The organism is Leifsonia xyli subsp. xyli str. CTCB07 (assembly GCF_000007665.1).
Taxonomy (GTDB): Bacteria; Actinomycetota; Actinomycetes; order Actinomycetales; family Microbacteriaceae; genus Leifsonia; species Leifsonia xyli_C.
On record NC_006087.1, the window covers coordinates 1098637 to 1118941 of the forward strand.

The 20305-nt window shown below is 68.0% G+C and carries 19 protein-coding genes; 16 read left to right on the forward strand and 3 right to left on the reverse strand.

What is annotated here, in order from left to right; genetic code table 11:
* Positions 1-15 precede the first annotated feature (15 nt).
* The 8 genes from ruvC (at position 16) to LXX_RS05345 (ending at position 8287) form a co-directional block, all read left to right on the forward strand.
* Positions 16-636, forward strand: a complete 621-nt coding sequence (gene ruvC, locus LXX_RS05310) for a crossover junction endodeoxyribonuclease RuvC (protein ID WP_176714776.1) — start codon at positions 16-18, stop codon at positions 634-636.
* A complete protein-coding gene (gene ruvA / locus LXX_RS05315; protein WP_011185926.1) occupies positions 633-1256 on the forward strand; it encodes a Holliday junction branch migration protein RuvA in 624 nt (207 codons plus the stop codon). Before ruvC ends, ruvA begins: the two co-directional genes overlap by 4 nt.
* On the forward strand, positions 1253-2296 hold the full coding sequence (gene ruvB, locus LXX_RS05320; RefSeq protein ID WP_011185927.1) for a Holliday junction branch migration DNA helicase RuvB: 1044 nt from the start codon (positions 1253-1255) through the stop codon (positions 2294-2296). Before ruvA ends, ruvB begins: the two co-directional genes overlap by 4 nt.
* A 71-nt stretch (positions 2297-2367) precedes the next feature.
* Positions 2368-2769, forward strand: a complete 402-nt coding sequence (gene yajC / locus LXX_RS05325; RefSeq protein ID WP_011185928.1) for a preprotein translocase subunit YajC — start codon at positions 2368-2370, stop codon at positions 2767-2769.
* A gap of 67 nt (positions 2770-2836) precedes the next feature.
* Positions 2837-4567 (forward strand): protein translocase subunit SecD, encoded by a 1731-nt coding sequence (secD, locus tag LXX_RS05330; RefSeq protein WP_041767448.1) that lies wholly within the window; start codon positions 2837-2839, stop codon positions 4565-4567.
* On the forward strand, positions 4567-5583 hold the full coding sequence (secF, locus tag LXX_RS05335) for a protein translocase subunit SecF (RefSeq protein ID WP_011185930.1): 1017 nt from the start codon (positions 4567-4569) through the stop codon (positions 5581-5583). Before secD ends, secF begins: the two co-directional genes overlap by 1 nt.
* 9 nt (positions 5584-5592) lie before the next feature.
* Positions 5593-5946, forward strand: coding sequence for a rhodanese-like domain-containing protein (locus LXX_RS05340; RefSeq protein WP_041767451.1), 354 nt, complete (start codon positions 5593-5595; stop codon positions 5944-5946).
* 91 nt (positions 5947-6037) lie between these two features.
* On the forward strand, positions 6038-8287 hold the full coding sequence (locus LXX_RS05345; protein WP_041767454.1) for a RelA/SpoT family protein: 2250 nt from the start codon (positions 6038-6040) through the stop codon (positions 8285-8287).
* Here the strand turns inward: LXX_RS05345 and LXX_RS05350 are convergent.
* From LXX_RS05350 to LXX_RS05360, 3 genes are all read right to left on the reverse strand, one after another.
* Positions 8274-8858, reverse strand: a complete 585-nt coding sequence (locus LXX_RS05350; RefSeq protein ID WP_050737856.1) for a hypothetical protein — start codon at positions 8856-8858, stop codon at positions 8274-8276. The two genes, LXX_RS05345 and LXX_RS05350, sit on opposite strands and share 14 nt — an antisense overlap.
* A 116-nt stretch (positions 8859-8974) precedes the next feature.
* The gene (locus tag LXX_RS05355) at positions 8975-10204 is read right to left on the reverse strand and encodes a DUF349 domain-containing protein (RefSeq protein WP_041767457.1); all 1230 of its coding nucleotides are present in this window, start codon (positions 10202-10204) and stop codon (positions 8975-8977) included.
* Positions 10205-10261: 57 nt separating this feature from the next.
* Positions 10262-11032 carry a peptidylprolyl isomerase gene (locus tag LXX_RS05360; protein WP_041767459.1) on the reverse strand — a complete coding sequence of 257 codons (771 nt, stop codon included), beginning with the start codon at positions 11030-11032 and terminating at the stop codon, positions 10262-10264.
* A 117-nt stretch (positions 11033-11149) separates the two neighbouring features.
* Between LXX_RS05360 and LXX_RS05365 the strand changes: the two genes are divergently transcribed.
* The 8 genes from LXX_RS05365 to LXX_RS13535 all read left to right on the forward strand — a co-directional run bounded on the left by LXX_RS05365 (position 11150) and on the right by LXX_RS13535 (position 20283).
* A complete protein-coding gene (locus tag LXX_RS05365; protein WP_011185936.1) occupies positions 11150-12490 on the forward strand; it encodes a replication-associated recombination protein A in 1341 nt (446 codons plus the stop codon).
* Positions 12491-12673: 183 nt separating this feature from the next.
* Complete coding sequence (gene rpsD, locus LXX_RS05370; protein WP_011185937.1) at positions 12674-13297, forward strand: 30S ribosomal protein S4; 624 nt, start codon at positions 12674-12676, stop codon at positions 13295-13297.
* Between the two features lie 108 nt (positions 13298-13405).
* Positions 13406-13783 (forward strand): DUF948 domain-containing protein, encoded by a 378-nt coding sequence (locus LXX_RS05375; protein ID WP_011185938.1) that lies wholly within the window; start codon positions 13406-13408, stop codon positions 13781-13783.
* Between the two features lie 61 nt (positions 13784-13844).
* Positions 13845-14036, forward strand: coding sequence for a hypothetical protein (locus LXX_RS05380; protein ID WP_011185939.1), 192 nt, complete (start codon positions 13845-13847; stop codon positions 14034-14036).
* A gap of 44 nt (positions 14037-14080) precedes the next feature.
* Positions 14081-16738 (forward strand): alanine--tRNA ligase, encoded by a 2658-nt coding sequence (alaS, locus tag LXX_RS05385; protein ID WP_011185940.1) that lies wholly within the window; start codon positions 14081-14083, stop codon positions 16736-16738.
* Between the two features lie 3 nt (positions 16739-16741).
* Positions 16742-17209: a Holliday junction resolvase RuvX gene (ruvX, locus tag LXX_RS05390; RefSeq protein ID WP_011185941.1), complete on the forward strand. Its 468-nt coding sequence runs from the start codon at positions 16742-16744 to the stop codon at positions 17207-17209.
* A 1-nt stretch (position 17210) separates the two neighbouring features.
* A complete protein-coding gene (gene mltG / locus LXX_RS05395; protein ID WP_223227731.1) occupies positions 17211-18740 on the forward strand; it encodes an endolytic transglycosylase MltG in 1530 nt (509 codons plus the stop codon).
* The gene (locus tag LXX_RS13535; RefSeq protein ID WP_068981839.1) at positions 18733-20283 is read left to right on the forward strand and encodes a shikimate dehydrogenase; all 1551 of its coding nucleotides are present in this window, start codon (positions 18733-18735) and stop codon (positions 20281-20283) included. Before mltG ends, LXX_RS13535 begins: the two co-directional genes overlap by 8 nt.
* The last annotated feature ends 22 nt before the right edge of the window (positions 20284-20305 follow it).

Genomic DNA, 20305 nt, shown 5'->3' on the forward strand with positions numbered 1-20305 from the left:
CGGCCTCCCATGACGATCCGGGTGCTCGGCATCGACCCCGGTCTCACCCGGTGCGGTGTCGGGGTGGTGGATGTGCGTCGCGACCGCCGCGCGACCCTGGTCGAGGTGACGGTCATCCGGACCCCGGCGGAGATGCCCCTCGAACAGCGGCTGCTCGCCGTCGGCGACGGGATCGCCGCCCTCCTGGACAGGTACAGCCCGGCGGCGGTCGCCATCGAGCGCGTCTTCGCGCAGCACAACCTGCGGACGGTGATAGGTGTGGCGCAGGTGAGCGGCGTCGCGCTGCACACGGCCGCGCAGCGCGGCCTGCCCGTCGCCTTGCACACGCCGAGCGAGGTCAAGGCAGCGATCACGGGCTACGGCTCGGCGGACAAGAAGCAGGTGCAGGCGATGGTCGCCCGCGTTCTCGGGCTCCCCGAGGCCCCCAAGCCGGCGGATGCCGCCGACGCGCTCGCCATCGCGATCTGCCATGCGTGGCGGGGTGGGCTGGCCGCTTTGTCCACGTCCGGAGCGGTGGGAGCGGCCGGCCCCGCAGCCGTGCCCGGAGCGGCGCTCACGCCCGCCCAGGCCGCGTGGCGCGCCGCGGAGCGCTCCACCGCCCGGACGTCGTCCGCTCCCCGTAGGCTGGCCAGGTGATCTCCTCTCTCCGCGGCACCGTCCTCTCTGCGAGCGGCGGCGCGGCCGTGATCGACGTGGGGGGCGTCGGTTTCGCCGTCCAGCTCACCCCCGACCACGCTCGGTCCCTCCGCGTCGGCGACGAGGCGTTCGTCCACACCACGCTCATCGTCCGCGAGGACTCCCTGCAGCTCTTCGGCTTCTCCGGCCTGGAGCAGCTGCAAGTGTTCGAATTGCTGAACGGCGTCTCCGGCGTCGGCCCGAAGTCCGCGATCAGCGTGCTCTCCGTCCTCAGCCCCGATCAGGTGGCGGATGCCGTCGCCGCCGCCGACGACGCCCCGTTCCGCGCGGTCTCCGGCATCGGTCCCAAAACCGCGAAGCTCATTGTCGTGTCGCTCACCGGCAAGCTCGCAGCCTGCCGGCGTCCCTCCGCTCCGTCCGCCCGGAGACCCAGCGCCCCGTCCTCCGTGTCCGACAGCGTCTTGGTCGCCCTCGTCGGTCTCGGCTGGCCGGAGAAAGTCGCCGGCGAGGCCGTCGCCGAAGTGATCGCCGGCACCGCCGAGAGCGAACGCGACAGCGTCCAGACCCTGCTGCGGCTGACCCTCGCCCGCCTCGGACCCGCGAACCAGGCGGCCCGATGAGCGACGATCCGACCACCCCCGAGCTCGAGTCCGAGTCCGAGTCGGAGCTCGCCTTCGAGGGCGCCCTCCGCCCGCGGACGCTGGCCGAGTTCGTCGGCCAGGCCAAGGTCCGCGGCCAGTTGCAGCTGCTGCTGACCGCCGCCCGCATGCAGGAACGCACCGCCGACCACATCCTGCTCGCCGGGCCGCCCGGCCTCGGCAAGACCACCCTCGCGATGATCGTGGCCCACGAGAGCGACCGGCCGTTGCGCCTCTCCAGCGGCCCTGCCATCCAGCACGCCGGGGACCTCGCCGCGCTGCTCTCCTCGCTCACCCCGGGCGAGGTGCTTTTCATCGACGAGATTCACCGGATGGCCCGCACCGCCGAAGAGATGCTCTATCTGGCGATGGAGGACTTCCGCATCGACATCATGGTCGGCAAGGGCGCGGGCGCGACGTCCATCCCCCTCGACCTGGCGCCCTTCACGCTCGTCGGCGCGACGACCCGTTCGGGGCTGCTCCCGAATCCGCTCCGGGACCGCTTCGGTTTCACCGCCCACCTCGAGTTCTACGACGAGGGCGAGCTCGCGCAGGTCCTCGCGCGCGCCGCCGTCATGCTCGAGTTCGAGATCGACGGGGAGGCCCTCGCCGAGATCGCCGGCCGCTGCCGGGGCACTCCGCGCATCGCCAACCGCCTGCTCCGCCGTGTGCGCGACTACGCCCTCGTCCACGGCGGGCGAGCCGACATCGCCGCTGTCCACGCCGCACTGGAGCTGTACGACGTTAACGAGCTCGGGCTCGACCGGCTCGACCGCGCCGTGCTGCACGCGATCCTGGAGCGCTTCGAGGGGGGACCGGTGGGCCTGAACACTCTGGCGGTCTCCGTCGGGGAGGAGCCGGAGACGATCGAATCGGTGGTCGAGCCCTTCCTCGTCCGCATCGGACTGCTCTCGCGGACGCCGCGCGGGCGGGTGGCGACCGTCGCCGCCTGGCGCCATTTCGGCCTCGCGGCTCCCCGGCAAGGACACTCACAGCCTCCATCACTGATGGATGACTTATAATTCAAGCTGGCCATTCGTCCGACACCCAGACCCGCCTACACCCAGACCCATCGGAAGGTTCGAGACACTTCATGATTGACCCGTTGACCATTGTGATGGTCGTCATCCTGGCCGCCCTCGTCTTCTTCATGTTCCGCAACAGCCGCAAGCGGAGCAAGGAGCAGGCGGAGACGCGATCGAAGATGGTGCCCGGAGTCGAGATCATGACCAACTTCGGTCTCTATGGGACGCTCCTGTCCGTCGATGAGGACGACAACACTGCGCTTATCGAGACCAGCCCCGGTCAGGTTGTGAAGGTCCACCGTCAGGTGCTTGCCCGTGTCATCGAGCCGAAGGACGCCGTCGTCGCCGAGGACGCCGCCACCCCCGAGATCGGGCTCAACACGGACACCGCGATCCGTCACGACGCGCCCGAGTTCGGCGAGCGGATCGAGGAATCGTCCCCGAAGCCCGGCGCCAAGAGCGACGACTGATAGCATCCGCTGTGTTCCGCGACCTGCAAGGAGGGCGCGGAACACTCGTAGAAAGCTGAGTTCCTAGGTGGCAAAGTCGATCCCGGTCAAAAAAGCCTGGCGTTCGCTGACATGGCTCGGCGTCATCGTGGTGGTCCTTCTCTGGACCCTCACGGCCGGCGTCCTCTTCAGCAACGCCACTTGGCTGCCGAAGCTCGCCCTCGACCTCGAGGGCGGCACCCAGATCATCCTGGCGCCGCAGGTGTCCAACGGCGCGGCGGTGCAGCAGCAGCAGCTCGATCAGGCGGTCTCGATCATCCGCCAGCGCATCGACGCCTCCGGTGTCTCGGAGGCGCAGATCTCCACCGAGGGCTCGCGGAACATCGTCGTCTCGCTCCCAGGCAAACCCGATGAGGAGACGCTGGATCGGGTGAAGTCGAGCGCCCGCCTCGACTTCCGCCCGGTGCTCGTCGCCGGAGGTCCGACCAATGAGGTCGTCGGCGCGGACGGCAAATCCACCCCCGCGCCGACGCCCGCGCCGGATCTGCTGTCGACGCCGACGGCCACGCCGAAGAACGGCAGCGACCTCGCCTGGGTCACGCCGAAGCTGCAGGCCGAATTCAACGCGTTCGAGTGCAAGTCCGCCGACCATCAGGACCTGAGCTCCGCGCCGACCGACCAGCCGCTCATCACTTGCGACGATGGCGGCACGGTCAAGTACCTGCTCGGCCCGGTCGAGGTCAAAGGGCAGAACATCAAGGACGCGAGCGCCGGCCTGGTGCAGAGTTCACAGGGCGTGACCACCGGACAGTGGGCCGTGAACATCGTCTTCGACGGAACCGGCACCAAGCAGTTCGCGGATGTCACCACGCGCCTCGTCGGGCTCACCGGCTCGCAGAACCAGTTCGCGATCGTCCTGGATGGAAAAGTCATCTCCGCGCCGACCACCCAGTCGGCCATCACGGACGGTAAACCGCAGATCACCGGCAATTTCACGGAGTCGAGCGCCAAGGCGCTGGCCGACCAGCTCAAATTCGGCGCCCTGCCGTTCAGCTTCAAGGTGCAGAGCCAGGACACGATCTCCGCCACGCTCGGCTCAGCCCAGCTCCTCGCGGGTCTGATCGCGGGCCTCATCGGGCTCCTCCTGGTCGCGATCTACACGTTCTTCCAGTACCGCCTCCTGGCCTTTGTGACGATCTTCTCTCTGGTCGTCGCGGGCGTACTCACCTGGCTCACCATCTCGCTGCTGTCCTGGCACTACGACTACCGTCTGTCGCTCGCTGGTGTCGCGGGTCTGATCGTGGCCATCGGCTTCACGGCGGACTCTTTCATCGTCTACTTCGAGCGAATACGCGACGAACTGCGCGACGGCCGTTCCCTCGAGTCCGCCGTCGAGGCGGGCTGGGGCCGTGCCCGCCGCACCATCTACGCGTCCAAGGCGACCAACCTCCTCGCCGCGATCGTTCTGTACATCCTCGCGGCGGCGAACGTGCGCGGCTTCGCGTTCACTCTCGGACTCACGACGATCATTGATGTGATCGTGGTGCTGCTCTTCACCCACCCGACGCTGCAGCTCCTCGCCAAGACGGCGTTCTTCTCCGAGGGCCACACGCTCTCCGGCCTCGATCCGCAGGCGCTCGGCGCCGTGTACCGCGGGGCGGCGCAGTTCCGGTCGCCGGCCCTGTCGGTCAATAGGGGCAAGGCCGCTCGCAGTTCCAATGAGGCGGCTCGCCGCCAGACGATCGCCGAACGGAAGGCCGCTGAACTCACTGCGTCTTCGTCGTCCTCGGATCGATCGGACGAGGGGAAGGACTCCTGATGGCAAGCCGTCTCACTCAGTTTGGCAATGATCTCTACACCGGGGCGCGCTCGTTCGCCTTCGTCAGCAAACGCACGATCTGGTACACTATCGCGGCCATCATGGTCGTGCTCTCCATTCTGGTCCCGGTGCTCAAGGGCGGCTTCAACTTCTCGATCGAGTTCCGCGGCGGATCGCAGTTCCAGATCACCAGCGTCCAGAACACCGACACCCGCAAGGCCCAGTCGGCTCTCGCCAGCGTCGTGCCCAACGCCGTCTCCCATGTGAGTGTCGTCGGCCGGGACGCCGTGCAGGTCCAGACGGATCAGCTTTCGGAGACGCAGACCAAGGCGGTCGCCGACGCGCTCGCCAAGGCGTACAGCGTGGACGATGGCGATGTCTCTTCGACCTTCATCGGCCCTTCGTGGGGCGCGGACGTGACGCAGCAGTCCATTCAGGGCCTGGTCGTCTTTCTGCTTCTCGCATTCATCGCGATGGCGCTCTACTTCCGCACCTGGAAGATGTCGGCTTCGGCGATCGTCTCGCTGTTCCACGATCTGATCATCACCGCGGGAATCTACGCGCTTGTCGGTTTCGAGGTCTCGCCGGCCACCATGATCGGCTTCCTGACCATCCTCGGCTACTCGCTGTACGACACGGTGGTTGTGTTCGACAAGATCCGCGAGAACACCAAAGAGGAGATGGACCTCACCCGGCGCACCTTCGCGGAGTCCGTCAACCTTGCGGTCAACCAGACTCTCGTCCGCTCGATCAACACCGCTGTCGTCGCAGTGCTCCCGGTGGCCTCGATCCTCTTCATCGGAGCGTACGCCCTCGGCGCCGCGACCCTCCGCGATATCTCGCTGGCACTGCTCATCGGCATCGTGGTGGGCACCTACTCCACTGTCTTCCTGGGGGCGCCGATGTACTCGCAGTTCCGCGAGCACGAGCCCGCCATCAGGAAGCACGACCAGAGGGTGCTCTCCGTGCGGCCCAAGGCCGCTCAGAGCGCCGTCCAGTCGGTCGCGGCGGAATAGGGCTCGGGCATGGCCGGCTACGACCTCTCCGAGACGGATGTGACCGCCACCCGCGCCAGAGAGCTCATCGAGGCGGGCGCGGCCTGGTTGCTCGACGTCCGCGAGCAGCGCGAGTGGGAGGCGGGGCACGCCCCAGGCGCTCACCACATCGCCCTCTCCGAATTCGACGGCCGCCAGCATGAGCTGCCCGAGGGCGAACAGATCCTGGTCATCTGCCGCAGCGGAGGCCGTTCCCGGATGGTGACCGATGCTCTGCTCCGGGCTAGCCGTCTGGCCGCCAACGTCAGCGGCGGCATGGACGCTTGGGCGTCGTCCGGCGGTGCTGTCACCCGGCCGGATGGTTCGCCTGGGACTGTGGTCTGACGATCGGGACTGTTCGCCGGAGCGCCCCGGCCCCCACCCCGTACACGAGGGACCCTCCGGAGCGGTGATAATGGAGGCAGGAGGCGAGCACATGGTTGACACATCGACACCGCAGTCCGCGTCCCTGCGCCGCCTCGTGCCCCGCATCTTCTCCCGTTCCCAGCCCGCCGGCGCGGTGGACACCCTGATCCGCACGGTGCGCACGCACGATCCCAAGGCCGATCTCTCGCTGATCGAGCGCGCGTACGCTGTCGCCGAGGGCGCGCACTCCGGCCAGAAGCGTCGTTCCGGCGAGCCGTACATCACGCATCCGGTCGCCGTCGCGCAGATCATCGCCGACCTTGGAGTCGGGGCGAAGACGATCGCAGCCGCTCTGCTCCACGACACGGTCGAGGACACCGATTACACCCTCGATGAAGTCCGTGACCAGTTTGGCGGTGAGATCGCGATGCTGGTGGACGGGGTCACCAAGCTCGACAAGGTCAAGTACGGTGACAGCGCCCAAGCGGAGACCGTCCGCAAGATGATCGTCGCGATGTCGAAGGACATCCGCGTTCTGATCGTCAAGCTCGCGGACCGGCTGCACAACGCCCGAACCTGGGGCTTCGTGCCGGCCGCGAACGCCGCGCGCAAGGCGACGGAGACGCTGGAGATCTACGCTCCGCTCGCACACCGCCTCGGTATCCAGGCGATCAAATGGGAACTCGAAGACCTGTCGTTCGCTGTTCTGCACCCGAAGCTCTACGTGGAGATCGAGAGCCTCGTCAAGCAGCGCACACCGGAGCGGGAGCGGCTCGTCCAGCAGGTGATCGACGCGATCAACGACGATCTGAAGTCGGCACGGATACGGGGCAAGGTCGTTGGCCGGCCGAAACAGTACTACTCGATCTATCAGAAGATGGTCGTGCGCGGCCGGGAGTTCGACGATATCTACGATCTCGTCGGCATCCGCGTTCTCGTGACGACCGTACGCGATTGCTACGCGGTCCTCGGTCAGATCCACGCCCGCTGGACGCCGATGCCGGGCCGTTTCAAGGACTACATCGCGACGCCGAAGTTCAACCTGTACCAGTCGCTCCACACGACGGTCATCGGACCGCAGGGCCGGCCCGTCGAGATCCAAATCCGCACCGAGGAGATGCACCAGCGAGCCGAGTTCGGTGTCGCGGCCCACTGGAAGTACAAGGAGCAGACCACGGGCAAGAGCTCTGGCGGTCCGGGCAGGGACGGCACCGATCTCGCGTGGCTCGCGCACATCTCGGATTGGCAGGCCGAGACCGCCGACCCGGGCGAGTTCCTCGACTCGCTGCGCTTCGAGATCGGGGCGAAGGAGGTCTATGTCTTCACGCCGAAGGGCCGCGTGATCGGCCTCCCCACCGGCGCGACGCCCGTGGACTTCGCCTACGCCGTCCACACCGAAGTCGGGCACCGGACGATGGGCGCGAAGGTCAACGGCCGCCTCGTCCCTTTGGAGAGCAGTCTCACCACCGGCGACGTGGTGGAGATCTTCACCTCCAAAAACCCGGACTCCGGCCCCAGCCAGGACTGGCTCGCCTTTGTCAAAAGCCCACGGGCGCGCAACAAGATCCGCCAGTGGTTCACGAAGGAACGCCGAGACGAGGCGATCGAGCAGGGCAAGGACGCGATCGCGCGCGCGATGCGCAAGCAGAACCTTCCGCTGCAGAAGCTCATGACGCAGGACGCGCTGGTAGAGGTCGCCTCGTCGCTGAAGCACGTGGATGTCTCGTCGCTGTACGCGGCGGTCGGCGAGGGCCACATCTCGACGCAGTCCGTCATCGAGAAGATCGTCGCTTCCCTGCAGAGCGAGGCCGAGTCCGACGGCGAGCTCGAGATTTCGGTCAAAGGTCGCGCCAAACAGCTGCGGAACAGCGATTCCGGCGTGCTGGTACGGGGCGCTCCCGACATTCTGGTCAAACTCGCGAAGTGCTGCACGCCGGTGCCGGTCGACCCGATCGTTGGCTTCATCACTCGCGGCCAGGGCGTTTCGGTGCATCAGGCGAACTGCCACAACGTGCAGTCTCTTTTGCAGGAGCCCGAGCGGATGATCGAGGTCGAGTGGGCGCCGAGCTCGAAGAGCGTCTTCCTGGTGCAGATCCAAGTGGAGGCTCTGGACCGTTCCGGGCTGCTCTCCGATGTGACGCGGGTGCTCTCGGAGAATCATGTGAACATCCTTTCCGCGACGGTCACGACTTCGAGCGACCGGCTGGCGCTCAGCCGGTTCGTGTTCGAGATGGGGGACACCACCCACCTCGACCGCGTGCTCAATGCCGTCCGCCGTATCGACACCGTCTACGACGTGTATCGCGTCAGCGCGGGCTGAGCGCTGGCCAGGGCACAGGGGTCGGCAGGTGAGCGCGCCGGATGGCCGTGATCCTCTCCTTCGCACGGGAGACACCGCTTCGGCGGGAGTGTTCGAGACAAAGGCGCAGCTGTTCCGTGCTGGCGTCTGCGAGAATCAGCAGGTGCCGTGTCTCCAGCGCGTCGGCAGCCCGGAAAACGGGAAGCGTCAGCAAGAGATCGGCGGCCGTGCGCAGAGGCGTTGTGACCCGCACGTCGTCGAAGGCGACGGTGTCATCCTCGTAGAGAGCGCGCTGCTGCGCGTCGAAGACCGGGGAGAGGCGGCTGCGTCGCGCGGGATCGACGCACACCTGCGGACGCACCGGCGGGGCGCTCCGTGAGCCGTGTATCCACGCTGCCGTTCCCCGGTCGGCGACGGCGATACCGGGGCGGTGCGCCGAGAAGACGCGCGCGCGGAGGACGGCCGTGTCCGGGATGTCGGGTGGTGCGAAGGCATCGCCGACGCGGTAGAGCTGCCCGTCGAGCACGAGCGAGAGAAGCTCGCTGAGCGGAAGGACGCTGCGGTCGAGAAGTGGGGGACATGCTTTCGTCATGCCTCCAGCATTCCGGGGGACGGGGCGAGGCCGGTCCGGTTCGGAGAATCGGTGGGAAAGTCGTCGTCGCCGGTTTTCTGTGGAGGAATGCTGTCTCGTTGCTCAGCGGCGTGTGTTCAGCCCAGCGCGTTCAACCAGATGCGGCGGGCGTCGAGCGCCTCCTGGGCCGCCTTCATCTTGCCGGCGTCGCCGCTGGCCTTCGCCTCGTCGAGCTCTTGCTCCAGCTTGGCGATCGCCGTGTTGAGCTGGCTGGCGAGCCCTTCCAAGCGTGCCTTCTTCTCCGGGTCGTTGCGCTGCCAGTGCTCCTCGTCCAGCCGGCGGACAGAGGCCTCGACCTTGCGCAGACGGTCCTCGACGTTCCGGACCTGTTCGCGCGGAACGCGTCCGATCGCATCCCAGCGCTCCTGGATGGCGAGCAGCTTGGCGTGGGCTGTCTCGCGGTCCTTCTCGTTCAGGAGCGGCTCTGCCTCTTCGAGGAGGGTGAGTTTGAGTTGGAGGTTGGCCTCGTACTCCTCGTTGTCGCGTGCGTCGACCTCGGCCTTGGCCGAGTAGATAGCGTCGCCGGCGGCTTTGAAGCGCGCCCAGAGGGCGTCGTCGTTCTTCTTGCCGGCTCGCCCGGCGAGCTTCCACTGGTCGAGCAGCCGGCGGTACTCCGGGACGCCGTCGGCACCGAGCGGGATGAGGCGTTCCGCGCTCTCGATGAGCGCGTTCTTGCGGGTGCGCACATCGCGGTGCTGGTTGTCGAGTTCCGCGAAGAAAGCCTTGCGGTTGTGCTCGATGGTCGAGCGGGCACTGCGGAATCGCTTCCAGAGATCGTTCGCCTCGCCCTTGGGGAGTCGCGGGCCCTCATGTTGGTGCGTCTGCCAGCGCGCGAAGAGCGCGTCCAGCGTGGCGGTGGTCTGCTTCCACTGCGTGTGGGCCGGGTCCTGCGCGGCCAGCGCCTCAGCCTCCTCGACGATTGCGGTGCGGTCGGCGACCGCCTGTTCGAGCGCGGCCTTCGCCTCGGCGCTCTGCTGTTCGGTCAGCTCCTCCACCGCGCCGCTCAGAGCGTTCAGACGGGTGGAGAGGGCAGCGAGGTCGCCGACGGCGTTCGCGCCGTCGATGGCGGCGCGCAGCTTGGAGACCGACTTGGCGATGTCGGCGGCGGGGGCGCCGCGCCGCGCACGCTGCTCCAGCAGGCCGACCTGCCCGGCGAGATCGAGGTATTTGCGTTCGAAATACGCGATCGCTTCGTCCGGCGTGCCGTCCGGGTACTGGCCGACGGCGCGTTCTCCGTCGCCCTCTCGGACATACACTGTGCCGGACTCGTCGACGCGACCCCAGGGGTGCTGTTCAGAAGTAGCCAAGAGCCTCACCTTGCTTGCGGTGCCACGATGGAATCAGCCTATATGCACTCGCTGGTGTCACCGCAGCGAGAAACTGTCGATCGTGGTCGTCACGGCGGGCTTGCCATCGCTGCCGCCGCCTTGGACACCTTTGTCGGCCACAGCGCTGATCAGCTTGTCGAGGCCGCTGGTGACACTGCCGATGACGGTGTAGCCGCCGGCGCTGTCGTGCGGGATCGTCGTCGTCTTGTAGACGATGAAGAACTGGCTGCCCTGGCTCTCTGCTTTGTTGCTCTGCCGCGCCATCGCGATGGTTCCGGCGGGGTAGACGTCGTCGGCGGGTGCGTTCTCGATCGGGCCGTATTCGTAGCCGGGACCACCGTTGCCGGTGCCAGCGGGGTCGCCGCACTGCAAGACGAAGAACCCACCGTCGGTCAGCCGGTGGCAGCTGAGACCGTCGTAGAACTTCCGCTGTGTCAGGGAGATAGTGGAGGAGACGGCCTGCGGGGCGGAGGCACCGTTGAGCGAGACGCCGAGCGGGATGCCGTTGACGGTCATCGTTCCCGTCCAGGTCCGCCCCCCGGCCAGGGTCGGGGACGGAAGCGTGAGAGCCGCCTTGGACGCGGAAGGCGATGGCGATGCGGAGGGGACCGTGGCTCCCGATTGAGCGAAATACAGCACCTGCGTCCCGACCGCGAGCGCCACGATCGCGATCACGGCGATGCCGGCGATCCAGTTGTCCCGCCGTCGCCGCTTGGACTTCTTCTCGTGTACGGTCTGACGAGCCTGGTACGCGCGGAGCCGTTCGCGGGCCTGACGGGCGTCGCGGTCGTTCTGCTTGGGGGCCACGGTGATTCCTCCGAGTGCGCTGACGGGCGGATGGATGCTGGAGGAACCTTATCCGGAGCGGCTGTGCCCGCTCAAACCGGGAACCGCAATGTCGGTGACTGCGACTAGCCTGGCTATGTGGTCGACGTGCAACCGGGGCTCCGCACAGGAGCGACGCCTCTCGCTGTGCGGATGCGGCCGACGTCGCTCGATGACGTCGCCGGTCAGCGGCATCTGCTGCGCCCGGGGTCGCCGCTCGTGGCGCTCGCCTCCGACAAGGAGGGGCAGTCGGGGTCGGTCTCCGTCATCCTGTGGGGGCCTCCGGGCACCGGTAAGACCACTCTGGCGCAGGCCATCGCCCACTCCTCCGGACGGCGGTTCGTGGAGCTGTCCGCGGTGACGGCGGGCGTCAAGGATGTCCGGCTTGTGATGGACGAAGCGCTCTCGACCCGCGATCTGTACGGCGTGTCCACCGTGCTCTTCCTGGACGAGATCCACCGCTTCACCAAAGCCCAGCAGGACGCACTGCTGCCGGGCGTGGAGAACGGCTGGGTGATTCTGGTCGCCGCGACGACCGAGAACCCGTCGTTCTCGGTCATCTCGCCGCTGCTCTCGCGCTCGCTGCTGCTGACGCTCGAGACGCTGGGCGATGACGACCTGGGCCTGGTGATCGACCGGGCCGTGGCCGACAACCGCGGCCTCGCCGGTCAGTTCTCCCTGGACGACGACGGCCGGGCGGCGCTCGTCCGTCTGGCTTCGGGCGATGCGCGCCGCGCGCTGACAGCGCTGGAGGCGGCCTCCGTCGCCGCTGCGGCACTGACCCCGGCCACGTCCAAGAAGAAGCCGGCGATCACGGCCGAGCTGGTCGCGCAGGCGGTCGATCGGGCGTTGCTGCGCTACGACCGCAACGGCGATGAGCACTATGACGTGATCAGCGCGTTCATCAAGTCCATTCGCGGATCGGATGTGGACGCCGCGCTGCACTATCTCGCCCGGATGCTGGAGGCGGGGGAGGACCCCCGGTTCATCGCCCGGCGGATCGTCATCTCGGCCTCGGAGGATATCGGGATGGCCGATCCGCAGGCCCTCGTCATAGCGGTTGCCGCTGCCGACGCAGTGCAGTTCCTCGGGCTTCCGGAGGGCCGCATCCCGCTCGCTCAGGCGGTGGTCCACCTGGCGACGGCGCCCAAGTCGAATGCCGCCTACACGGCCCTCGACGCCGCCATCGCGGATGTCAGGGCCGGCCGGATCGGCCGCGTGCCGAAGCACCTGCGCGACGGGCACTATCCCGGAGCCAAGCGGCTCGGACACGGCAAGGGCTACCGGTATCCGCACGACGACGCGCTCGGCGTGCTCGAACAGCAGTATCTCCCGGATGAACTGTCGGACACCGTCTACTACCATCCGACCGAGCACGGAAACGAGCGGGAGGTGTCGGCGCGGCTGGCCAAGCTGCGGCGCATTGTCCGCGGGATGTGAGCACGGCGTCGATCTGCTAGAATCGATGGGCCTAGATGCGTGTTCCCGGTGCGGCTGCCAGGGGCGCGGATTCGACGGAATGGCCCTTTAGCCGGGCGTCCACGGCGACAATCCCTCTCTCTGCGGGCTTTATACGTGTGCCCGCATCCCTTGAACCTCTAGAGAGAAAACCGAAAGGAAACCGTGTCTTCACGTTCCCGCAGCAAGACCCGTGAGTCTCGCGCCCTGGGCATTGCCCTCACTCCGAAGGCCGCCCGCTACATGGAGAAGCGCCCGTACGCCCCGGGCGAGCACGGCCGCACCAAGCGCAAGGCCGACTCCGACTACGCCGTCCGTCTGCGTGAGAAGCAGCGTCTGCGCGCCCAGTACGGCATCCTCGAGAAGCAGCTGCGCATCGCGTTCGAAGAGGCTCGCCGCACGCAGGGCCTGACCGGTGAGAACCTGGTCGAGATCCTCGAGATGCGCCTGGACGCTCTCGTGCTCCGCGCCGGTTTCGCCCGGACCATCTCGCAGGCCCGTCAGTTCGTGGTCCACCGTCACATCCTGGTCGACGGCAAGCTCGTGGACCGTCCCTCGTTCCGCGTCAAGCCGGGCCAGACCATCGGCGTCAAGGCTCGTTCCGAGGGCACCGAGCCCTTCCAGGTCGCGGCGGCTGGCGGTCACGTCGATGTCCTGCCGAAGACTCCGGCCTATCTCTCGGTCGAGCTCGACAAACTCCAGGCCCGTCTCGAGCGCCGCCCCAAGCGCGCCGAGGTGCCGGTGACCTGTGAGGTCCAGCTGGTCGTCGAGTACTACGCGGCCCGCTAAGGCTCCGCGAGACGTCCGGACGGGGTCGTGGCTTCGGCCACGGCCCCGTCCGTCGTTGTGGCGGCTACGCTTGATGAGTGTGCCCGTGACGGAATGAGAGGGGCCGATGTGTCCGGAGGCGACATCGCAGGACTGATCGCAGCGGGGGTTTTCGCTGTTCTGGTGGGTTTCATCGCCGTTCCGCTGCTGAAGCTCGGGCGCGTGCTCGACTCGACGCGGGATGCGATCAAGGAGGCCAGTGACGGTATCGCGCCGATTCTCGATGAGACGGCGACGACGCTGCAGGAGACGAACAAGCAGCTGGCCCGGGTGGATGTCATCACCCGGAACGTCGCGGACGTCACAGGAAATGTGTCCGCCCTCGTCGCCCTCTTCGCTGCGACGGTCGGCGGCCCACTGATCAGGCTGGCCTGTTTCAGCGCGGCTGTCCGCGCGGCGTTCCGCGGCGGCGGCAGAACCCGGGGGGCCCGCCGCAAGGCGGGCTAGACTTGCGCAGGCGCGTCCGCGCACGCCGACGCGCGCACATCCAGAAGAGGGAAGAGACACCATGAAGAGTTTCCTGTGGCTCCTCGTCGGGGTCGCCATCGGCTTCGTCGTCGCCCACAAGGTGAACGAGACCCCGAGTGGCCGCGAGTTCTTCAGCTCGCTCGACAGGAAGGCGCGCGATTTCGGCGAGGCCGTCTCGGACGGCTACCGCCAGCGCGAGGCCGAGATCCGCTCGGCCATCGACGGCGACTGACGCCCGCCGCCTTCTCCTCGCACGCTTCGACACGACCGGAACCCATGCAGACTGCCGAAATCCACCGCCGCTGGCTCGACTTCTTCGCTCGGCGCGGCCACACCGTCGTCCCGTCCGCCTCCCTGGTGAGCGATGACCCGTCGCTGCTGTTCACGGTGGCGGGGATGGTGCCCTTCGTGCCCTATCTGACGGGCATCGTGCCCGCTCCTTTCCCGCGCGCGACGAGCGTGCAGAAGTGCATCCGCACGCTCGACATCGAGGAGGTCGGCAAGACCCCCCGGCATGGCACGTTCTTCCAGATGTGCGGCAACTTCTCCTTCGGCGACTACTTCAAGGAGCAGGCGATCGCCTTCGCCTGGGACCTGCTGACCACCGCGGAGACCGAGGGCGGTCTCGGCTTCGATCCGAAGGATCTCTGGGTCACGGTGTACGAGGAGGACGACGAGGCGCGCGAGATCTGGCGGCGTGTCTCCGGGCTGGCCGAGGAGCGCATCCAGGGTCTCGGCAAGGACACGAACTATTGGTCCACGGGGCAGCCGGGGCCGGCGGGGCCGTGTTCGGAGATTTTCTTCGACCGCGGCCCGGCGTACGGGATCGACGGCGGCCCCGCGACGGACGACGACCGCTACGTGGAGATCTGGAACCTCGTCTTCATGCAGTTTCTGCGGGGCGAGGGCACCGGCAAGGACGATTTCGAGATCCTCGGCGATCTGCCGAAGAAGAACATCGACACCGGGCTCGGCCTGGAGCGCGTCGCGTTCCTCAAGCAGGGCGTCGAGAACATGTACGAGATCGACCAGGTGCGCCCGGTGCTCGACCGCGCGGCCGAGCTCGCCGGCAAACCGTACGGCAACGAAGCCCACGAGGACGATGTGCGGTTGCGCGTGGTCGCTGACCATGTCCGCAGTGCGCTCATGCTCATGACCGACGGTGTGACGCCGTCGAACGAGGGCCGTGGCTACGTGCTCCGTCGCCTGCTGCGGCGCACAGTGCGCGCGATGTGGCTGCTCGGCGTCGAGGCGGCGACGTTCCCGGCGCTGTTCCCGGTGTCGCGGGACGCAATGAAGGCGGCGTACCCCGAGGTGGAGACCGAGTTTGCCCGCACCTCGCAGCTGGCGTACGCCGAGGAGGAGACCTTCCTCCGCACGCTCGTGGCCGGAACCAGCATTCTAGACACCGCCGTGGCGAACACGCAGAAAGCGGGTAAGCGCGAACTTGCGGGCGACACCGCGTTCCTGCTGCACGACACCTACGGATTCCCGATCGACCTCACGCTCGAAATGGCGGAGGAAGCGGGTCTCAGCGTCGACCGTGCGGCGTTCGATACCCTCATGGCCGACCAGCGCGCGCGCGCGAAGGCGGACGCGAAAGCCAAGAAGACAGCGCTGGCCGACCTCTCCGTCTACTCCGGCCTCCGCGCTCTGGGCGAGACGGTGTTCACCGGGTACACCGAGCTGGAGACGGAGTCGAGCGTGCTCGGCCTCATCATCGACGGCCACTCGGCGAACAAGGCCGTCGAGGGCCAGGTGGCCGAGGTCATCCTGGGCGCGACGGCGCTCTACGCCGAAGCGGGCGGCCAGGACGCCGACACCGGCACGATCGTTGGCCCGGGCTACGTGCTCGACGTGCTCGATGTCCAGAAGCCGGTCCGCGGACTGGTCAGCCATCGGGTGCTCGTGCGCAGCGGCGAGGTCGGTGTGGGAGTTCCGGCGACGAGCCTGGTGGATGCGGACTACCGCCGCGGTGCGAAGCAGGCGCACTCGGGCACCCACATCATCCACGCGGCCCTCCGCCAGGTGCTCGGCTCCAACGCGCATCAGTCCGGTTCGTATAACAAGGCGGGCTATCTGCGGCTCGACTTCTCCTGGAACCAGGCCCTCTCGCCGGAGACCCGGAGCGAGATCGAGGAGATCTCCAACAGCGCGATCCGCCAGAACCTCGAGGTGACCACCCGCGAGCTGCCACTCGCGGAAGCCAAGGCGCTCGGGGCGATGGCGCTGTTCGGCGAGAAATACGGCGACACGGTTCGCGTCGTCGACATCGGCGGACCCTGGTCGCGTGAGCTCTGCGCGGGCACGCACGTCGCGCGCAGCGCCGAGATCGGCCTGATCAACCTCGTCAGCGAGTCGTCGGTGGGCTCGACCAATCGCCGTGTGGAGTCGCTGGTCGGACTCGAAGCCTTCAAGGATCTCGCGGTCGAGCGCACGATCGTGTCGCAGCTGTCCAGCTCGCTGAAGACGCCGCGGGAGCAGCTGCCCGAGAAGATCGCTGACCTCATGGCGAGTCTCAAAGCGGCGGAGAAGCGCATCCAGGCTTTCGAGGCCCGCGCGGTGCTCGACCGGGTGCAGGGCCTGCTCGAAGCGGTGTCGCGTCGTGGCGCGGTTCAGGTGGTCGCCGCCGATGCGGGCACGCTGAGCACAGCGGACGATCTGCGCCTGCTCGCCATCACGGTGCGTGACCGGCTCGGCTCCGATCCGGCGACGGTCGCGCTAGCGGCGCTCGCGGGTGGCAAACCGGTTGTGATTGTGGCGACGAACCAGGCTGCACGGGACGCCGGTGTGACCGCGGGCGCGCTCGCCAAGACCGCCGCGGGCGTTCTGGGCGGCGGCGGCGGCGGCAAGGCCGACCTGGCGCAGGGCGGTGGCACGGACGCGACCGCCATTCCGGCCGCCCTCGCCGCCGTCAGCACGGCGATCGGATAGCTCGTGCGCAGCGGTGTGCGGCTCGGCATCGATGTCGGTACGGTGCGGATCGGCGTGAGCTGCTCCGACCTGCACGGGACGCTGGCGACGCCGTACGAAACGGTCGCTCGCTCCGGGGACGCGGCTGATCGGCGCAGGATCGCCGAGATCGTGACGGATCTCGGAGTCGTCGAGATCATCGTCGGGCTGCCCCTGGCCCTCTCGGGCGTACACACCGCATCCACGGCCGATGCCGTTGCGTTCGCGGAAGCGCTCGTCGTCGAGGTGGGTGCTCCGGTGCGTCTCGTGGACGAACGGCTCTCGACTGTCTCGGCCCATTCGGCGCTCCGGTCTTCCGGAAAGAATGCCAAAAGTTCTCGTCCTGTTGTCGATCAGGCCGCTGCCACGATAATTTTGCAGCACGCCCTCGACGCGGAGCGTGCCACAAGCCGTCCGCCGGGCCATCCCGTCGAACCCAGGATTGGACCCTAGTTTGCCACAGAACTCGCAGGAGAGACCCGACCTGCCTGTCTTCCCCGCTGTCACCGGGCAGCCGCTGACCCGCCGCGAGGCAAGGGAAGCCCGTGCGGCGGAGCAGACGCGGGACGGGGCTGCGAGCGGCAACGAGGCCGCGGGTTCGGGAACGGACCAGCGCAATCCGCGCGCACCCGGGCCGCAATCGCCCGCACGATCCGCCAGTTTCCCCGGGCTGGACTTCGACACCGTCATCACCGGACCGGTCGCGACCTCCGGAGGCGGGAACGCCGAGGGGTTCGCGCCCGGTCAGCGCGAGCCGGCCCCCGCCCCCCTCCGTCACAGCTCGGACTACTTCGCAGCGGAGAAAGACGAGTACGGGGACCACCCGCTGCCGCAGGCCGGGCGCGAGGAGGCGGACCCGGATGAGCAGCCCCTGGGCTGGTGGCAGCAGAACTCGCTCTCGCGCGAAGAGCCCAAGCGGAGACGCCGCTGGGCGCGTCGCCTCGTCGTCTTCGTCGTGATCGTCGCGGTGCTGGGCGGTATGGCCGCTGGAGCGTACGTGTTCTTCCAGCCGCAGGTCGAGCGGGTCATCGCCGCGATCCTGCCGAAGGACGACGACTACAAGGGGAACGGCGCCGGGCAGGTGATGTTCACGATCAAGTCGGGTGACACCGGCGACACGATCGCGGCCAATCTGCACAAGGCCGGCGTGACCAAGAGCAACGATGCGTTCTACACCCTGTTGCTGCGGCAGAAGCCGGAGCCCCAATTCCAGCCGGGGGTCTTCAAGCTCGCCAAACGGATGAGCGCGCTGGCGGCCCTCATCGCCCTCCAGGACCCCGCTTCCCGGGTGCCCACGTCCGTCGTCATCCCGGAGGGGACAGCCGAAGCCGATGTCCTGAAGGCGGTCAGCGAGAAGACGGGCATCCCGCTCGCGCAGCTGCAACAGGCTGCTGCTGCTCCGTCCGACTTCGGGCTGCCGGCGGAGGCCAAGACGCTTGAGGGCTTCCTGTTCCCGGCGACCTACACGTTCGCGCCCGGCGCGAGCGCGCACGACGCGATCAAGATGATGGTGGACCGCATGTTCCAGTCGCTGGACGCTGCGAAGGTCGCCCAGGCGGACCGGTGGAAGACGATCGTGCTCGCCTCGATCGTGCAGCGTGAAGCCGGACTCAAGGATGACTATCCGAAGGTGGCGCGTGTCTTCCTCAACCGGCTCGCGCAGGGCTGGGACTTCCAATCGGACGCGACCGTCGCCTACGGCAACGGAAACACGCATCGCGTGGAGACGACCGCCGCCGAGCGCGCGGACGCGGGCAACCCCTACAACACCTATGTCCACCCTGGACTGCCGGTTGGCCCGATCTCCAACCCCGGGGATCTCGCGATCAACGCTGTCATGCATCCAGCGGACGGACCGTGGATGTTCTTCGTGACATGGAACCTGCAGACCGGTGAGACGATCTTCTCGACGACTGCGGCGGAGCATGACGCCGCCGTAGCGAAATGGCAGCAGTGGATGAAGGATAATCCCGGGTATGAGTAGAACCAGCAAGGCTTCCTCTCGCAAGGCGACCGGCGTCGACGCGGCAGCGCAGATCGCTGCTCTGTTCGAGACCCAAACCCAGGACGAAGCCGAGGATACCGTGAGGACGGTCGAGGAAAGCGAGAGGCCGGCGCCTGAGCCGCCCTCCGAGACGCCGGAGGCTGAGCTGTTTCTGGAGCGGCCGGCGCCTGAGCCGCCCTCCGAGACGCCGGAGGCTGAGCTGTTTCTGGAGCGGCCGGCGCCTGAGCCGCCCTCCGAGACGCCGGAGGCTGAGCTGTTTCTGGAGCGGCCGGCGCCTGAGCCGCCCTCCGAGACGCCGGAGGCTGAGCTGTTTCTGGAGCGGCCTGAGCCTGCGCCGGCGCTTGCGCCGGGGTCGGTCTGGGCCCCTGAGCCTGCGCCGGAGCCGGTCGGGGCACCTGAGCCCGCTCTCTTGCAGACGGCTCTGCCCGCGAAGCCGGTGGTCTTGCAGCGTCCGCGCCTGGCGGTGCTCGGTTCGCCGATCGGCCACTCCAAATCCCCTGACCTCCACCGCGCCGCCTACGATGTGCTGGGTCTCGACTGGGAGTATGGCCGCGAAGAGGTCGCCGAAGCCGAATTGCCCGCCTACCTCGACGGTCTCGGAGAGGAGTGGCGTGGACTTTCGCTGACGATGCCGCTTAAGAAGGCCGTCATCCCGCTGCTCACGGATATCGACAGGGTGGCCGCGGAGACCGGTGCTGCGAACACGGTGCTGTTCGACGGCGAAGAGGTCCGCGGGTTCAACACCGATGTCGGCGGCATCGTGCGCGCGCTGTCGGCGGCGGGGCTTGAACGTGTCCGCTACGTTCACATTCTGGGCGGAGGGGCCACGGCCGCGTCCGCCCTCGTGGCGGCCGCTGAACTCGGGGCAGAGCGGGTCGACTTGCACGTCCGCGACCTGGAGAAGAGCCTGTCGCTCGAGCCGCCGGCTCACGGGCTGGGGCTGCGCATCCGCATCCGGTCCTTCCTGCAGGCCGATCGCTCGCTCGACGTTCCCGAACTCGTGATCAGCACCTTGCCGGGCGATGTGTCCATCCCGGTGCTCTACACAGACTCGACGCGGCGCAAAGCCGTGCTGCTCGATGTGGCCTACGAGCCGTGGCCGACGACCCTGGCGAAGGCATGGCAATCCGTCGGCGGCACCGTGGTGTCGGGGCTCGGGATGCTGGTTCATCAGGCGCTGCTGCAGGTGCGCGTGTTCGTCTCCGGTGACCCGCTGGAGCCGCTGCCCGACGAAGAGGCTGTGCTCCGGGCAATGCTCGCGGTTGCGGCGGTGGACGCTGCGGGGGCGCCGTTGGACGCTGCGGCGGCGCACACGCCGGGAACGCCGCCCGACGGGGCCGCGGTGGACGCCGCGGGGGCGCCGTTGGACGCTGCGGCGGCGCACACGCCGGGAACGCCGCCCGACGGGGCCGCGGTGGACGCCGCGGGGACGTCGTTGGACGCTGCGGCGGCGCACACGCCGGGAACGCCGCCCGACGGGGCCGCGGGGACGTCGTTGGATGCTGCGGCGGCGGGAGCGTAGCGCGGGCGGGGAGGCCTCTGCC

Bases quoted from the DNA above. Each gene is read 5' to 3' on its own strand.
- ruvB (WP_011185927.1), top strand. From the start codon at position 1,253: ATGAGCGACGATCCGACCACCCCCGAGCTCGAGTCCGAGTCCGAGTCG.
- yajC (WP_011185928.1), top strand. From the start codon at position 2,368: ATGATTGACCCGTTGACCATTGTGATGGTCGTCATCCTGGCCGCCCTC.
- secF (WP_011185930.1), top strand. From the start codon at position 4,567: ATGGCAAGCCGTCTCACTCAGTTTGGCAATGATCTCTACACCGGGGCG.
- LXX_RS05340 (WP_041767451.1), top strand. From the start codon at position 5,593: ATGGCCGGCTACGACCTCTCCGAGACGGATGTGACCGCCACCCGCGCC.
- LXX_RS05345 (WP_041767454.1), top strand. From the start codon at position 6,038: ATGGTTGACACATCGACACCGCAGTCCGCGTCCCTGCGCCGCCTCGTG.
- LXX_RS05350 (WP_050737856.1), bottom strand. From the start codon at position 8,858: ATGACGAAAGCATGTCCCCCACTTCTCGACCGCAGCGTCCTTCCGCTC.
- LXX_RS05380 (WP_011185939.1), top strand. From the start codon at position 13,845: ATGAAGAGTTTCCTGTGGCTCCTCGTCGGGGTCGCCATCGGCTTCGTC.
- alaS (WP_011185940.1), top strand. From the start codon at position 14,081: ATGCAGACTGCCGAAATCCACCGCCGCTGGCTCGACTTCTTCGCTCGG.
- LXX_RS13535 (WP_068981839.1), top strand. From the start codon at position 18,733: ATGAGTAGAACCAGCAAGGCTTCCTCTCGCAAGGCGACCGGCGTCGAC.